Origin of the sequence: Kitasatospora sp. NPDC094028 (genome assembly GCF_049543595.1) — a bacterium.
Taxonomy (GTDB): Bacteria; Actinomycetota; Actinomycetes; order Streptomycetales; family Streptomycetaceae; genus Kitasatospora.
The window spans coordinates 193252-208634 of sequence record NZ_JBMVFA010000002.1; the positions used below are offsets into that span (position 1 = coordinate 193252).

The 15383-nt window shown below is 73.2% G+C and carries 12 protein-coding genes; 3 read left to right on the forward strand and 9 right to left on the reverse strand.

Going from position 1 to position 15383, the window contains the following annotated elements:
• Positions 1–47 precede the first annotated feature (47 nt).
• The 3 genes from ACPC54_RS03910 to ACPC54_RS03920 form a co-directional block, all read right to left on the reverse strand.
• A complete protein-coding gene (locus tag ACPC54_RS03910) occupies positions 48–1418 on the reverse strand; it encodes an MFS transporter (protein ID WP_498960885.1) in 1371 nt (456 codons plus the stop codon).
• Positions 1419–1498: 80 nt separating this feature from the next.
• Entirely contained in the window at positions 1499–2728 is a 1230-nt protein-coding gene (locus ACPC54_RS03915) for a M64 family metallopeptidase (RefSeq protein ID WP_498960887.1), read from the reverse strand.
• Positions 2729–2884: 156 nt separating this feature from the next.
• Positions 2885–4108 carry a benzoate/H(+) symporter BenE family transporter gene (locus tag ACPC54_RS03920; RefSeq protein WP_498960889.1) on the reverse strand — a complete coding sequence of 408 codons (1224 nt, stop codon included), beginning with the start codon at positions 4106–4108 and terminating at the stop codon, positions 2885–2887.
• Between the two features lie 203 nt (positions 4109–4311).
• Between ACPC54_RS03920 and ACPC54_RS03925 the strand changes: the two genes are divergently transcribed.
• Positions 4312–5247, forward strand: coding sequence for a hypothetical protein (locus ACPC54_RS03925; protein WP_498960891.1), 936 nt, complete (start codon positions 4312–4314; stop codon positions 5245–5247).
• 72 nt (positions 5248–5319) lie between these two features.
• On the opposite strand, the gene ACPC54_RS03930 is transcribed toward ACPC54_RS03925, so the two are convergent.
• Genes ACPC54_RS03930 through pdhA form a run of 3 tightly spaced genes read right to left on the reverse strand, consistent with a single transcriptional unit; the run spans position 5320 to position 8888 of the window.
• Complete coding sequence (locus ACPC54_RS03930; RefSeq protein ID WP_498960893.1) at positions 5320–6744, reverse strand: dihydrolipoamide acetyltransferase family protein; 1425 nt, start codon at positions 6742–6744, stop codon at positions 5320–5322.
• A 15-nt stretch (positions 6745–6759) separates the two neighbouring features.
• Positions 6760–7734 carry an alpha-ketoacid dehydrogenase subunit beta gene (locus ACPC54_RS03935; RefSeq protein WP_498960895.1) on the reverse strand — a complete coding sequence of 325 codons (975 nt, stop codon included), beginning with the start codon at positions 7732–7734 and terminating at the stop codon, positions 6760–6762.
• Complete coding sequence (gene pdhA / locus ACPC54_RS03940) at positions 7734–8888, reverse strand: pyruvate dehydrogenase (acetyl-transferring) E1 component subunit alpha (protein WP_498960897.1); 1155 nt, start codon at positions 8886–8888, stop codon at positions 7734–7736. Before pdhA ends, ACPC54_RS03935 begins: the two co-directional genes overlap by 1 nt.
• Positions 8889–9315: 427 nt before the next feature.
• On the opposite strand from pdhA, the gene ACPC54_RS03945 reads away from it, so the two are divergent.
• Positions 9316–9975, forward strand: coding sequence for a response regulator (locus ACPC54_RS03945; protein ID WP_498960899.1), 660 nt, complete (start codon positions 9316–9318; stop codon positions 9973–9975).
• 125 nt (positions 9976–10100) lie between these two features.
• The gene (locus ACPC54_RS03950; RefSeq protein WP_498961545.1) at positions 10101–11165 is read left to right on the forward strand and encodes a phosphotransferase; all 1065 of its coding nucleotides are present in this window, start codon (positions 10101–10103) and stop codon (positions 11163–11165) included.
• A gap of 5 nt (positions 11166–11170) precedes the next feature.
• Here ACPC54_RS03950 and ACPC54_RS03955 read toward each other — a convergent pair whose 3' ends face one another.
• The 3 genes from ACPC54_RS03955 to ACPC54_RS03965 all read right to left on the reverse strand — a co-directional run bounded on the left by ACPC54_RS03955 (position 11171) and on the right by ACPC54_RS03965 (position 15211).
• A complete protein-coding gene (locus ACPC54_RS03955; RefSeq protein WP_498960901.1) occupies positions 11171–12838 on the reverse strand; it encodes a protein kinase domain-containing protein in 1668 nt (555 codons plus the stop codon).
• A 112-nt stretch (positions 12839–12950) separates the two neighbouring features.
• The gene (locus tag ACPC54_RS03960) at positions 12951–14366 is read right to left on the reverse strand and encodes a protein kinase domain-containing protein (protein WP_498960903.1); all 1416 of its coding nucleotides are present in this window, start codon (positions 14364–14366) and stop codon (positions 12951–12953) included.
• 233 nt (positions 14367–14599) lie between these two features.
• Positions 14600–15211, reverse strand: a complete 612-nt coding sequence (locus tag ACPC54_RS03965) for a bacterial proteasome activator family protein (protein WP_498960905.1) — start codon at positions 15209–15211, stop codon at positions 14600–14602.
• Positions 15212–15383 lie beyond the last annotated feature (172 nt).

The window sequence follows — 15383 nt, forward strand, 5'->3', positions numbered from 1 at the left end:
ACCCTCGCCCAAAGCGATGGTTACGACGTTCGCACAGGTCAGAGACCCTACGAATCCGAGGCCATGACCTTCCGGCGCAGCCGGAGGATCATCAGCGTCCCCACCACCAGCGGCACGTACTGCCAGCAGAACGCCCATCGGAAGGCATCGACCGGGTACCCGGCGGTGCCTTCCGGCGTGAGCGCGTCCAGGAGCACGCCGACGCCGAGCAGGGTGATCACCGTGCCGATGAAGCCGCCCATGTTGACGACGCCGGAGGCGGTGCCGAGGCGTTCGACCGGGTTGCGGGCGCGGGCGTAGTCGAGGCCGACGAGGGAGGCGGGGCCGTTGCTGCCCATCACCGCGACGAGCGCGACCAGCAGCCAGATCGGCGGGTGGCCGCCGGGCCAGGCCAGGGCGAGGGCCCAGCCGAGCGCGGTGGCGCCGATGACGGTGAAGACGATCGGCATCCGGGCGCGGGCGGTGCGGGAGAGGACGCGGCCGAAGACGAAGCCGGAGGTCATGTTGGCGAGGACGAGCAGGGTGAGCAGCCCGCCGGCCCCGGCGCGGGAGAGGCCCTGGGCCTGCACCAGGTAGGGCATGCCCCAGAGCAGGGCGAAGGTGTTGCCGGGGAACTGGGTGGTGAAGTGGATCCACAGGCCCAGCCGGGTGCCCGGTTCCCGCCAGCAGGCGCGGACCTGCCGGCCGATCCGCGGCCGCTCGACGACCGGCCCAGCGGCGCGTTCGGCCTCCCGCTCCCCCGCCGGCGCCTCCCGCAGGAAGAGCGCGACCAGCGCGAACACCGCGACGCCGAGCAGCGCGATCGCGGTGAAGGTGGGCGTCCAGCCCTCGCCGTGCAGGGCCTGGGCGAGCACCACGGTGGTGATCAGGTTGCCGCCCATGCCGACCATTCCGGTGAGCTGCGCGACGAACGGGTTCTTCGCCGCCGGGAACCACCGGGCGGCGATCCGCAGCACGCTGATGAAGGTCATGGCGTCGCCGCAGCCGAGCACGGCCCGGGAGGCGAGCGCGGGGCCGAAGGACGAGCTGAAGGCGAAGGCCAGCTGCCCGGTGCTGAGCAGCAGCACGCCGAGCAGCAGCACCTTGCGGGGCCCGTACCGGTCGACGAGCAGGCCGACCGGTATCTGCATGGCCGCGTAGACCAGCACCTGGAGGATCGAGAAGGTGGAGAGCGCCGAGGCGCCGATGCCGAAGCGGGCGGCGGCGTCCAGGCCGGCCACGCCGAGGCTGGTGCGGTGGACGATGGCGAGGACGTAGACGGTGACGCCGATGGACCAGGCCAGCCAGGCGGCGCGCCCGCCGGGGGGCACGGCGGGGGGCGCGACGGGGGGCGCGGTCCGGGCGGCCGGGGGCTCGGCGGTGGATCGGGGAGCGGGGACGGACAGGGACGGGACTGAACGGGCTGGCTCCACGGTCATAGTTCGTCCAGATTAGTCATCCCATGATTGGACGCCCAGAGTGGGGGCGCCGGGGCCCCGGTGGATCCGCGGGAGCGGCCTCAGCCGGTCAGCGTCCAGGAGACCGAGCGGGTCATGTACTTGTCCCGGAAGGCCTCGTCCCGGACCCAGTCGGTGGTGTCCCGCACCGTCGCGGTCACGGTGGCCGTCCGGCCCGGCTCCAGGTCCAGCAGGGCGGTGTCCAGCCGGCCGCCGTCCGTGGCCTGCGGCGGCGCCGGCGCGCCGTTCACCTTCCACTCCACCCTGAGCTGCCGTGCGCCGGTCAGCGGCAGCGGCCGGACGTCCAGCCGGGGCCGCCCGGTGACCTCGCCGGGGGCCGGCACCGGGGGGTCGGTCGGCCGGACCTTGCGGTACAGCTCCTCGATGATCGCCTCGCGCGAGGGCAGGTTGTAGGCGCTGCCCAGGGTGCGCATCACCGAGTCCGGGGTGGGCCGGTAGAGGCCGTTGGCGCCGCGGTACGCCCCGATCGTGCCGGCGCCGTCCGGGGACTCGGCGCCCAGCCAGCGCCACCACTTGGTCTGCTTCTTGCGCATGTCGTCGGCGTTGAGGGTGGAGAGGTTCGGGTAGTCGGCGTCGTCGGGGGCGCTGTCGTACTCGTCCCCCAGGTCCCCCACGGTGTGCCCGATCTCGTGCTGGATGATCCGCCCGGCGTCCGGGCTGCCGCCGGCCAGGGTGGTCACCCCGGTGCCGCCGGCGCCGCCGTACTCGGTGGAGTTGGCGAGCGCGATCAGGTACTGCGGCCCGGCGCTGTCCCCGGCGTAGCGGGCGGTGGCGCCCTCGTCGGCGCACAGCAGCCGGGCGGTGCCCTCGCACCAGAAGTGCATGCCGAGCGGGGTCGACGGGTTGCGGCCGCGGGTCTCGGTCTCGGCTATCCCGGAGGCCGCGGAGACCACTTCGACCCGCCGTATGTTGAAGAAGCCCTGGTAGCTGCGGAACGGCTCGATGTCCATCAGGGCGTGCCAGGCCTTGTCGGCCTGCTGGCGGAACAGCTCCTGCTCGGCGTCGGTGTAGCCGTCCCCGAGCAGGACCAGGGTGATCCGGTTGGCCGGGTCCCCGGTGCGGCGTATGTCGAAGGTGGGGGCGGCCGGGGCCCGCAGGTCGGCGCGCAGCGCCTGGTGCGGCGGCGCGGCCCGGTCCGCGGGGGCACCCGGCCCGATCACGCCGAACGGCGACGGGCCGGCCAGCTCCAGCGCGGCCGGGAGCACGGCGGTGGACACCAGGACCAGGGCGGCCAGACTCCGGACGAGACGGCCAGGGTTGCCAGGCGGCATACGGGTGCGTCCTCGGGGCTCCGGTCACCCGGTGTCGCCCGGGTGGGGGAGCGGAGACGTACCCGGACCGGCGTGTCGCCCCTACCGGGCGACGCAAATGTCACCGACCTGGCCGAACGATCCGGATCCTGCCAGTCATACCAATCACTCCCCCGCTCACTTCCTCCGGAAGTCCAGCACCAGATGCGTCCCCAGCCCGAACAGCAGCCCCCAGAACGCCGAGCCGATGCCGAACAGGCTCATCCCCGACGCGCTCGCCAGGAAGGTCACCACCGCTGCGTCCCGCCCGCGCTCCTCCGTGACCGCCGCCGCCAGACTGCCCTGCAGCGAGGCGAGCAGCGCGACCCCGGCGATCACCGCGACCAGTTCCTTCGGCAGCCCGGTGAACAGGCTCACCAGCACCCCGCTGAAGCTGCCCACCAGGACGTACAGCGCGCCCGAGGACATCCCCGCGACGTACCGGCGGCGCGGGTCCGGGTGGGCCTCCGGGCCCGAGCAGATCGCCGCCGTGATCGCCGCCAGGTTCACCCCGGGCGAGCCGAACGGCGCCATCAGCAACGACGCCAGCCCGGTCGAGCCGATCAGCAGCCGGTCGTCCGCCCGGTAGCCGAACGCCCGCATCACCCCCAGGCCCGGCGCGTTCTGCGAGGCCAGTACGACGATCGTGAGCGGCAGTGCCAGCCCCACCAGCGCCGCGCCGGAGAACGCCGGCACGGTCAGCACCGGTACGGTCGGCCCGCCCGAGCCCAGGTGCAGCGGGAGCCCGACGGTGAGCGCCGCCAGCACCCCGCCGGCCAGCAGCGCGACCGGGACGGCGTACCGCGGGGCGAGCCGCTTGGCCAGCAGGAAGGCGGCGAAGGCGCCCACCACCAGCACCGGCGCGCTGTGCACGGCGCCGAAGATCCCGGCGCCGAAGGAGAACAGGATGCCGGCCAGCATCGCGTTCACGATCCCCACCGGCACGGCGGCGATCAGCCGGCCGAACCAGCCGGTCACCCCGAACAGGGTCACCACCACCGCGCTCACCAGGAACGCCCCGACCGCGTCCCGGTACGGGTAGTCGCCGAGGCTGGTCACCAGCAGCGCGGCCCCCGGGGTGGACCAGGCGGTGACCACCGGCGTCCGGGTCCACCAGCTCAGCGCGAAGCCGCTCACCCCGCTCCCGATCGCCACCGCCCAGATCCAGGACGCGGTGTGCGCCGCGTCCAGCCGTCCGGCGTTCGCCGCCGCGAGCACCACCACCAGCGGTCCCGAGAAGGACACCGCGACACACACCAGCCCGGCCAGCAGCGCCGGACCGGACAAGTCCCGTCGCAGCGACCGGCGTTCCCCGCTCCCGACCGGCGTCGTCCCCGGTCGGACCGTCAGCTCATCCGTCATTCCGGCAGTATCCCGAAGCCGGTGCGAAGACTCCCGAAAAAACTTTTCGACTCACCTGCAACCCCCTGCGGGGATGGACGTCTATCAGGGTGAAGGCACGGAGAGCGAGACCGGCAGAGCCGGGGGGCGCTTTCGCTCAGGAGGAGCGGAGCCGGTCGTCTTCACCACACACCGTCAGTCACATGACCCTGGGGAGTCACGTCATGCGCACGTCCGTTATCACCCGTTTCGCGAAGAACGACCGTTCCTTCTCCGCCCGCCGCAGCCTCGCCGCCCTCGCCACCACCGTCGTCCTCGCCGGCGGCGTCCAGCTCCTCACCGCCACCGACGCCTCGGCCTGCTCGGGCCCGGACACCGACGGCAACGTCCCCGCGGTGAGCCAGGAGACCCTTCAGGACCGCGACTTCGACCTGCACGGCGCCGGCGCGAAGGCCAGCTTCTTCGACGTCCCGGAGACGCTGACGGTGGGCGGCGCGAAGGCCGAGTTCGGCGTCCAGATCGCGAACTTCAGCAAGGCCGACTACCACAAGGTCGCCGCGGGATTCGGGCTCTTCAACCCGCACGGCGCCACCCCGCGGCCCTCGCAGGTCACCGTGGAGGTCATGGACCACGGGCACTGGAAGCGCCTCACCATGAAGGGCGGCTGCGACCCGGCGATCCACGCGGTGGGGATGGAGGCCCTGGGCGAGCCGCTCGCGGTCGGCCGCGCCCGCCGCTACATGTTCAGGGTCTCGATCTCGGCCGACGCGCCCAAGGACATGAACGAGCTGCAGGTGTACGGCGGCGACTTCGCCAGCGCGACGACGACGGTCAAGGTCGTTCGCCAGGCCCCCGCCGCCGAGCCCGCCGCCCCGGCCAAGCCCAAGGCCACCAAGAAGCCCGCCAAGCCCGCTCCGGCGGAGCCCGCCGCCGACACCACCCAGGCCCCCGCCAAGGCCGCCGAGCCCGCCAAGGCGCCCGCCGCCACCCCGACCGCCGCGCCGGCCACCACCGCCCCGGCGGGCACCCCCGAGCTGGCCCACACCGGCGCCGCCGAGAACAACACCTTCCTCGCCGTCTCCTCCGCCCTGTTCCTCGCCCTGGGCTCCGGCGTCCTGATCGCCGTCCGCCGGATGCGTCCCCAGCGCGACTCCGGCTGACGGTCACGCGACAGGGGCCCTGCTCCGCACCGTGGTGCGGAGCAGGGCCCCTGCCGCGTTCCTCCGGAGCCGTCAGCCCCAGGTGATCAGCCGCTTCGGCTGCTCCAGCAGGCCGGCCACGTCGGCCAGCACCTTGGAGCCGAGCTCGCCGTCGACCAGGCGGTGGTCGAAGGAGAGCGCCAGCGTGGTCACCATGCGCGGGACGACCTTGCCCTTGTGCACCCACGGCATTTCCCGGACCGCGCCGAAGGCGAGGATCGCGGCCTCACCCGGGTTGAGGATCGGGGTGCCGGTGTCGACGCCGAAGACGCCGACGTTGGTGATGGTGACGGTGCCGCCCTGCATGTCGGCCGGCGAGGTCTTGCCCTGGCGGGCGGTCTCGACCAGCTCGCCGAGCGAGACGGCCAGGCCCGTGAGGGTCTTGGACCCGGCGTCCTTGATGTTCGGGACGATCAGGCCGCGCGGGGTGGCCGCGGCGATGCCGAGGTTCACCTGGCCCTTGATGACGATCTCCTGGGCCGCCTCGTCCCACTGCGCGTTGATCTCGGGGTGCCGCTTGATCGCGGTGAGCAGCGCCTTGGCGACGAGCAGCAGCGGGCTGACCCGGACGTCCCGGCCGAGCTCGCCGGTCTCCTTGAGCTTGCGGACGAACTTCATCGTGCGGGTCACGTCGACCTGGACGAACTCGGTGACGTGCGGGGCGGTGAAGGCCGAGGCCACCATCGCCTGCGCGGTCGCCTTGCGGACGCCCTTGATCGGCACCCGGACGTCGCCCGCGGCGGAGACCGGCAGCGACACCGGCGCCTCGACCGCGGCGACCGCCTCGGCCTGGACGGCCGGGGCCGGCACGGCCGCCGGCGCGGCCTGGGCCGCGGCGAAGGCGTGCAGGTCCTCGCGGGTGATCACGCCGCCCGCGCCGGTCGGGGTGACCGCGCGGAGGTCGACGCCGAGGTCCTTGGCCAGCTTGCGGACCGGCGGCTTGGCCAACGGCCGTTCCCCGACCGGCGCTTCGGCCACCGGAACGACCGGCGCGACCGGAACGACCGGCGCCGCCGGAGCGGCGGGCGCGACCGCGGTCGTGGTGGTGTGCGTGGTCCGCCGGGCCCGGCGCTGGGTGCCACCCGTGCGCGGGCCGTACCCGACCAGCACCTCCCGGCGCTCCGGCTCGGCCGGGGCGGCGGGCGCGGCGGCAGCAGCGGGCGCGGCGGCCGGAGCGGCGGCCGGCGCGGCCCCCGCCTCGCCGGCGACCGCGACCGAGATGATCACGGTGCCGACGTCGACCGTCGAGCCCTCGGGGAAGAAGAGCTGCTCGACGACCCCGTTGAACGGGATCGGCAGCTCGACCGCCGCCTTGGCGGTCTCCACCTCGCACACGACCTGCCCGTCGGTGACGGTGTCACCGGGCTTGACGTACCAGCTGAGGATCTCGGCCTCGGTGAGGCCCTCGCCCACGTCGGGCATCTTGAACTCGCGGAGCGAGCGAACTGCGGTGGTCATCTGCGCTCCCCGGGATCAGTACGCGAGCGCGCGGTCGACGGCGTCGAGCACGCGGTCAAGGTCGGGGAGGAAGGCCTCCTCGACGCGGGACGGCGGGTACGGCGCGTAGTAGCCGCCGACCCGCAGAACCGGTGCCTCCAGGTGGTAGAAGCACTTCTCGGTGAGCCGGGCGGCGAGCTCGGCGCCCATGCCCAGGAAGACCGGCGCCTCGTGCACCACGATCGCCCGGCCGGTGCGCTTGACCGACTCCTCCAGGGTGCGGAAGTCCACCGGGGAGAGCGAGCGCAGGTCGACGACCTCCAGACGGCGGCCGTCCTCCTCGGCGGCCGCGGCGGCCTCCAGGCAGGTCTTCACCATCGGGCCGTACGCGATCAGCGTCGCGTCGGTGCCGGCGCGGACGATCCGGGCGTCGTGCATCCCCAGGTCGGCGGAGTCGCCGACCTCGCCCTTGTCCCAGTAGCGCCGCTTGGGCTCCAGGAAGATCACCGGGTCGTCCGACTCGATGGCCTGGCGCAGCATCCAGTGCGCGTCGTGCGCGTTGGACGGGCTGACCACCCGCAGGCCGGCGGTGTGCGCGAAGTACGCCTCGTGCGACTCGCTGTGGTGCTCGACCGCGCCGATTCCACCCGCGTAGGGGATGCGGATGGTGACCGGCATCTTGACGTGGCCCAGCGCACGGGCGTGCATCTTGGCCAGCTGGGAGACGATCTGGTCGAAGGCCGGGTAGACGAAGCCGTCGAACTGGATCTCCACGACCGGGCGGTAGCCGCGCAGCGCGAGGCCGATCGCGGTGCCGACGATGCCGGACTCGGCGAGCGGGCTGTCGATGACCCGGTCCTCGCCGAAGTCCTTCTGCAGGCCGTCGGTGATCCGGAAGACGCCGCCGAGCTTGCCGATGTCCTCGCCCATCAGGACGGTCTTCGGGTCGTTCTCCAGCGACTTGCGCAGCGCCCCGTTGAGCGCCTTGGCGATGCTGAGCTGGCCGGCCATCAGTGGTTCTCCCCCGCCTCGAAGGAGGCCGCGTACTCGACGTACTCGGCCCGTTCCTCATCGACCAGTGCGTGCGGCTCGCTGTACACGTGGTCGAAGATCAGCGTCGGGTCCGGGTCCGGCATGCTGCGCACGCCCTCGCGCACCCGAAGCCCCAGCTGCTCGCTCTCGGCGTCGACGGCGGCGAAGAACTCCTCGTCCGCCAGGCCCTCCTTCTCCAGGAGGGTGCGCAGCCGCAGGATCGGGTCCTTGGCCTTCCAGGCCTCGGTCTCCTCGGCGAGCCGGTAGCGGGTGGGGTCGTCCGAGGTGGTGTGCGCGCCCATCCGGTAGGTGAAGGCCTCGATCAGCACCGGGCCGTTGCCGCTGCGGGCGTGGTCTAGCGCCCAGCGGGTGACCGCGAGGCAGGCCAGCACGTCGTTGCCGTCGACCCGCACGCCCGGGAAGCCGAAGCCGGAGGCGCGGCGGTACAGCGGGATCTTGGTCTGGGTGGTGGTGGGCTCGGAGATCGCCCACTGGTTGTTCTGGCAGAAGAACACCACGGGGGCGTTGTAGACCGAGGCGAAGGTGAAGGCCTCGTTGACGTCGCCCTGGCTGGAGGCCCCGTCGCCGAAGTACGCGATGACCGCGTCGTCGGCGCCGTCCTTGGTGATGCCCATCGCGTAACCGGTGGCGTGCAGGGTCTGCGAGCCGATCACGATGGTGTACAGGTGGAAGTTCTTCTCGTTCGGGTCCCAGCCGCCGTGGTTCACGCCGCGGAACATGCCGAGCAGGTTCAGCGGGTCGACGTCGCGGCACCAGGCGACGCCGTGCTCGCGGTACGTGGGGAACGCGTAGTCGCCGGTGCGCATGGCGCGCCCGGAGCCGACCTGGGCGGCTTCCTGGCCGAGCAGCGAGGCCCACAGGCCGAGCTCGCCCTGGCGCTGGAGCGAGGTGGCCTCGCCGTCGAACCGGCGCACCAGCACCAGGTCGCGGTAGAGGGAGCGCAGCTCGTCCGGGGTGACGGTGAGGGGGTACTCCGGGTGCTCGACCCGCTCGCCTTCCGGCGTGAGCAGCTGGACGAGCTCCGGCTGGGCGTCCGTACCCGTGGCGCGGAGGGTGTCAGGGACAGCGGGGGCCGCCTTCTTGCGGGTCCTCGCCGTGCTTTTGACGGTCACGTTCACTCCTCGGTCTGTCCGGCCGCCCGGGGTCGCCGGTGACCGGTCCGGTCACCGCCTCGCGGGGCGCGCGTGGGTGTGCGCACCTACTGCGTGGCAGGTGGTGATCCTGATCCGACGGCGCTCCCGCACGAGAACGTTACCCAGCGTCCGCCCTCGGCGCTTTTGCGCTAGGACGTCCTACTTGTTCGGGGTCCACAACCCCGAGGGTGCCGCGTTCGGCTCGCCGTCGGAAGGGTGGGGGTGACGGTCGGCGTGACGCAGCTCTCATTTCGAGCGCCTTCAGGACACCAGCGCACGCTATCCGGGCGGAAGCCCGTACGTAAGGGGGTTCTCGGTATCGGTTTCGGTCGAGTGTGGCCGGATCCCGCCGGTGCCGGGGTCCGGGCGATAGGTCTGCCGTACGGTGATATGGGAGGCTTTGGGCGTGACTCACAACGGACATATCAGGGTATTCCTGCTCGACGACCACGAGGTGGTCCGGCGGGGCGTACACGATCTCCTCTCGGTCGAGGACGACATCGAGGTGGTCGGCGAGGCCGGCACGGCCGCCGAGGCGCTGTCCCGGATCCCGGCGGCGCGGCCCGACGTCGCGGTGCTGGACGTCCGGCTGCCGGACGGCAACGGGGTCGAGGTGTGCCGCGAGGTGCGGTCCCGGATGCCGGAGATCAAGTGCCTGATGCTGACCTCGTTCTCGGACGACGAGGCACTGTTCGACTCGATCATGGCGGGCGCCTCCGGCTACGTCCTCAAGGCGATCCGCGGCACCGACCTGATCACCGCCGTCCGGGACGTCGCGGCCGGCCGCTCGCTGCTCGACCCGGTCGCCACCAGCCGGGTGCTCGCCCGGCTGCGCGACGGCGGCGAGAAGGAGGACGAACGGCTCGCCCAGCTGACCCGGCAGGAGCGACGGATCCTCGACCTGATCGGCGAGGGGATGACCAACCGTCAGATCGGCAACGAGTTGCACCTGGCCGAGAAGACGGTGAAGAACTACGTCTCCAGTCTGCTCGCCAAGATGGGCATGGAGCGGCGCACCCAGGCGGCGGCCTTCGTGGCCCGGCGGCAGGCCGACCACCAGTACTGATCCGGCCCGTTCACAGATCTGACGGTTTGTCAAGGACCCTCACCGGGTGGCCATAACCTCTGGCTGTGACTTTCAGCCAGACCCTCGCCTGTGCCCCGGCCCGCCCCGATCTCTCCGCCCCGCCGATGGGAACCCTCAGCCCGCCCGTTCCGTACACCGCACTCGCCGAGGTCCTGGACCGCTACCCGGTGGGTCGCCTGCTGACCGCCGAACCGGTCGCCGAGGGTCTGCTGAACCGGGGGTACCGGATCACCACCGAGTCCGGCCCGTACTTCCTGAAGTGCTACGTCGACGCCGCCACCGCCGCCCGCCCGAAGATCCTCGCCCACCACCGCGCGATGGCCGACCTGCAGGCCCTCGGACTGCCCGTCGCACCCCCGCTGAGCCGCACCGGGAGCTCCGCCACGGTGGCCGCCCTGGACGGCCGGCTCTTCGCGCTGTTCCCCTGGGTCGAGGGCCGGCACCGGCACGGCACCGAGCTGTCCCCGCCCCGGTGCGACGCGCTCGGCACGCTGCTCGGCCGCCTGCACGGCGCCCTCGACGACGTGTGCACCCCGCTCGACCAGCCCGCCGGCTACCGCAGCGCCGACCCGGCGGACAGCGCCGCGCTCGCCCGCGACCTGCGGCGCCGTGCCCGCGAGCACCGCCCGCACGGCGACCTGGACGCGCTGGCCGACCGCCGGCTGACGGAACGGCTGGAACTGCTCGCCGAACACGCCCACCGCCGCCCGGCCCCGCAGGCCGCCCCGCCCACCGGCTGGACCCACGGCGACTTCCACGGGCTCAACCTGCTCTACGGCCCCGGCCCGGACGGGGACGAGGCCGGGGCCGGGGCCGGCGGCCCGGTGGCGGCGGTGCTGGACTGGGACAAGCTCGGCCCGCAGCCGCGCGCCGAGGAGGCCGTCCGCGCCGCCACCCTGCTGTTCAACGACCGGGCGTCCGGCATGCTCGACCTGGTCCGGGTCCGCCGCTACTCACAGGCGTACCGGGCCACCGGCGCCGCCACCGCCGAGCACCTGGCCGCCGCCGCCCACCGGGTCTGGTGGGAGCGGCTGAACGACTTCTGGATGCTGCAGTGGCGCTACCAGCGGGGCGACCACCGGGCCGACCCGCTCTACCCCGCCTCGGCGGGCCAGTTGGCGTGGTGGTGCCAGGAGTACGAGCAGGTCCTGGACGCCTTCGCCAACTGAGCCCGTCAGTTGCCCGTCCCGGGAAGCGTCGGCTTGGTCGTCCCCGTGGGCACCGGCGGCGGGTTGGAGGCCGTGCTGCCGCCGCCCCCGCTCGGCGTCGTCGGCGCCGAGGTCGCCCCGCCCGTGGACGTGGCCGACGCACTGGCGGTCGGTGTGTGGGTGGCGCTCGCGCTCGCCGTGGGCATCGGCGTGTGCCGGCCCGTGCCCGGGGACGGCGACATGTTGTTGCCGCTGCCGTTCCCGGTGTACGAGCCGTTGTCGGTCGGCTGCTGCGGCTTCTTGGTGGTCGTGGTCGGCTGCGGGCTCTGCGGGCCGGTCGGGGTCGGCGCGGTGGACTCGGTCGTGCTGACCACCGAGGTGGGGGCTGTGGGCGTGTTGGTGCCCTTGTCCTCGCCGCCGAACGCCGCCGCCATGCCGATCCCGGCCGCGAGCAGCACGGCGGCCGCGCCGGCCACCCAGGCCCACGGCCCGCGGCGCCGCCGGCCGTCGTCCTCGTGGTCGCCGCCACCGCCGCCGCCACCGCCGTACGGGCCGCCGGCGCCCTGGTACGGCGTCGCCGGGGTGTGCGGGCCGCCCGGCACGGAGTAGGGCAGCACCGAGGTCCGGTCGCCGGGGCCGATCGCGCCGAAGGCCGCGGTGGCCGCGGTCTCGTCGGTGGGCCGCAGCACCTGGGTGGCGCCGGTGTCGCCGACCCAGCCGGGGCCGGCGGTGTGCATCTCGCGCAGCGCGTGCTGGACGTGCGCGCGGAACTCGTCGGCGTCCTGGAAGCGGTCGTCCGGGTTCTTGGCGAGCGAGCGCAGCACCAGCGGGTCGAGGTTCGCCGGCACCCGGCCGTTGGCCTGCGAGGGCGGCATCGGCGGGTCCTGGACGTGCTGGTAGACCACCGAGAGCGGGGTGTCGCCGGTGAACGGCGGGCGCAGCGCGAGCAGCTCGTAGAGCATGCAGCCGGCCGCGTACAGGTCGGAGCGGTGGTCGACCGGCTTGCCGAGCGCCTGCTCGGGCGAGAGGTACTGCGGGGTGCCCATGACCATGCCGGTCTGGGTCATCGTGGTGGCCCCGCCGGTCAGCGCCCGGGCGATGCCGAAGTCCATCACCTTGACCGCGCCGGTGTTGGTGATGATCACGTTGGCGGGCTTGATGTCGCGGTGGACGATCCCGTGCCGGTGGCTGTAGGCGAGCGCCTCCAGGACCCCGGCGATGATGATCAGCGCCTGGTCGACCGGCGGCGCTTCCTCCTCCATCAGCAGCTCGCGGACGGTACGGCCCTCGACCAGTTCCATCACGATGTACGGCGTGGACTCGTCCCCGACGTACTCCTCGCCGGTGTCGTACACCGAGACGATCGAGTGGTGGTTCAGCGCCGCGACGGCGTGCGCCTCGCGGGTGAAGCGCAGCCGGGCGACCTCGTCCTGGGCCAGGTCGCCGCGCAGCAGCTTGACCGCCACCGTGCGGCCCAGCCGGATGTCCTCGGCGGCGAACACCTCGGCCATGCCGCCCCGGCCGAGCCGGTGGGTCAGCCGGTAGCGGCCGTCACCGACCGTGCCGATCGGGGCGGAGGTGCCGCGGCCCGGCGTCTGCGGCCCGCCGCTGCCGGGCTGGGGGATCCTCGGCGTCCCGCCGGTCCCACCGTCCGCCCGGGCACCGCCGTCGTCCGGCTGCTGCGTCTGTGCCATCGCTCCTCGCCCCGGGCGTTCGCTCGGATCGCGGTGCCCTGTCGCTTGCGTATCCCCGAACGCTACCGCTTCCGGAGAGGGCGCGTGGCACGCCCGAACCCGGCGGAGACCGTCAGATCAGGGCATTCCGGTCAGTCGGGACGTCCAGGACCAGGACGGCCGCCGGGGGTGCGGCGTGCCCGACCTTGCTGCCGGTCTTCTCCTGCGCCTTGTTGATCACGATCGCGATGATGATCCCGGCCAGCACCAGGACACCGACGATGATCGCGATCACCACCGCGGCCGTCGAGCAGCCGCCGCCGGAGGGCTTCGGCTGCTGGTACGGCGGCATCGGCCGCGGCGGCGGGGTGTGCGCCGGCTGCGGGTACTGCGGGCGCGGGGTCTGGTACGCCGGCGGCGGGGTCTGGTACGGCGGCCGCGGCTGCCCGCCCTGCTGCAGGTACTGCGGCTGCGGGGTGTGCGGCGCCTGCGGGGCCGGGGTCTGGTAGGCCGGCGGCGGGGTCTGGTACTGCTGCCCGGACTGCGCTTGATTGAGGTACTGCGGCTGCGGGGTCTGCGGGGCGTGCGGCCCGGCGTGCGCCGAGCGCGGGCCCTCCCCGATCACCAGCGGGGTGCTGGCCTGCAGCCCGCGCCCGCTGCCGCCGCCCTTGGCGGCCTCGATCAGCCGCTCCGCCTCGTCCCGCATCTCCGCCGCGCTCTGGAACCGGTGCGCCGGGTCCTTGCGCAGCGCCCTGGCGACGTAGGCGTCCACCTCGGGGGTGACGGCCCGGTTGATCGCGGAGGGGGCGGGCGGCTCCTCCTGGACGTGCTTGTAGGCGATCGAGAAGGCCGAGTCGCCGTCGAAGACCAGCTGGCCGGTGAGCATCTCGAAGAGCATCACGCCGACCGAGTACAGGTCGGAGCGGGCGTCCACCGGCTTCCCGAGCGCCTGCTCGGGCGAGAGGTACTGCGGGGTGCCGACCACCATGCCGGTCTGGGTCATCGACGTGACGCCGGACTCCAGCGCCCGGGCGATGCCGAAGTCCATGACCTTGACGTTGCCCTTGCGGTCGAACATGACGTTGCCGGGCTTGATGTCGCGGTGGACCAGGCCCATGTCGTGCGAGGCCTCCAGCGCGTTCAGCACGCCGACGGTGACCCGCAGGGCGTCCTCGGTCGGCATCGCGCCCTGCTGGGCGACCGCGTCGTTGATGGACTCGCGCAGGCCCTTGCCGTCGATCAGCTGCATGACGATGTACGGCGTGCTGGAGCCGTCCGCGGCGACGTCCTCGCCGCTGTCGTACACCGTGACGATGTTCGGGTGCTCCAGCCGGGCCACCGCCTGGGCCTCGCGGCGGAACCGCTCCTTGAACGAGTCGTCCCGGCCCAGGTCGCTGTGCATGCTCTTCAGCGCGACCTGCCGCCCCAGCACGCTGTCGTAGGCGAGGTGGACGGAGGCCATGCCGCCCTCGCCCAGCAGGCGCTGCAGCACATAGCGGCCGTTGCCCAGGGAGAAGCCCTCGACCGCCGCGTTGCCGTGCTCGCTCATGGTCCTCTGCTCCCCCTCGGCGCGACGCGGTGCCGCGACCGTGACGTTCGGTCTCTCGTCCGTGCGTGTGGGCCCGGCCCGCCGGCCCCGCAGACCCCTGTCGCGGCGGATTCGGCCTGCGACAGGGGTCAGAGTAGCGGCTCGCGCCGACGTCGAACGGCCCCGGGGGCCGCACCCGGCCCGGGACCGCGCGCCACCCCCCGGTGGCGGGCCGGCAGGCTGCCGGCCGCGACCTACAGGTAGGGGCCGGAGCGGATGCCGCGGCCGTGGCCCGGCTCGTCCTCGTCGGCCTCGCCGCCGTGCAGCCCGGGCGGCAGCGCCCGGCGCATCTGCTCCAGCTGCGCCCGGGCCGCCATCTGCTGCGCGAACAGGGCGGTCTGGATGCCGTGGAACAGGCCCTCCAGCCAGCCGACCAGCTGGGCCTGGGCGATCCGCAGCTCGGCCTCGGTCGGGATGGAGTCCTCGGTGAACGGCAGCGACAGCCGCTCCAGCTCCGCCACCAGCTCGGGGGCCAGCCCGAGTTCCAGCTCCTTGATCGAGCTGGCGTGGATGTCCTTCAGCCGGGCCCGGCTCGCCTCGTCGAGGGGCGCCATCCGGACCTCCTCCAGCAGCTGCTTGATCATGCTGCCGATGCGCATGACCTTGGCCGGCTGCTCGACCATCTCGGTCACCGGGAGCTCACGGGGCAGGTCGCCCTCGTCGTCCCCGTCGTCCGCGGCGGCGAACCCCTGGCCCACGGGCAGCCCGTCCGGTCCGACGATCAGCACCTTCTGGCCGTCCTGCGACTGCCCGCCGGCGGCCCGGAAGGGCTCCTGCGACGGGCGCTCGTTCATCGGATTCGTCATGAACAACATTCTCTCTCACTGGGGTTGGTCGGGCGGAAGCCCCCGTGCGTCCCGCCTGCCTGCGCCACCCCGCACGACGGTACGCCCACCGGGGGCGGACCGGAATCCGTACGGATACTCAGATCCCGCGCGGTGCCGGACGACCGGCGCCGCGGACCGGCCGCGGTCGGGC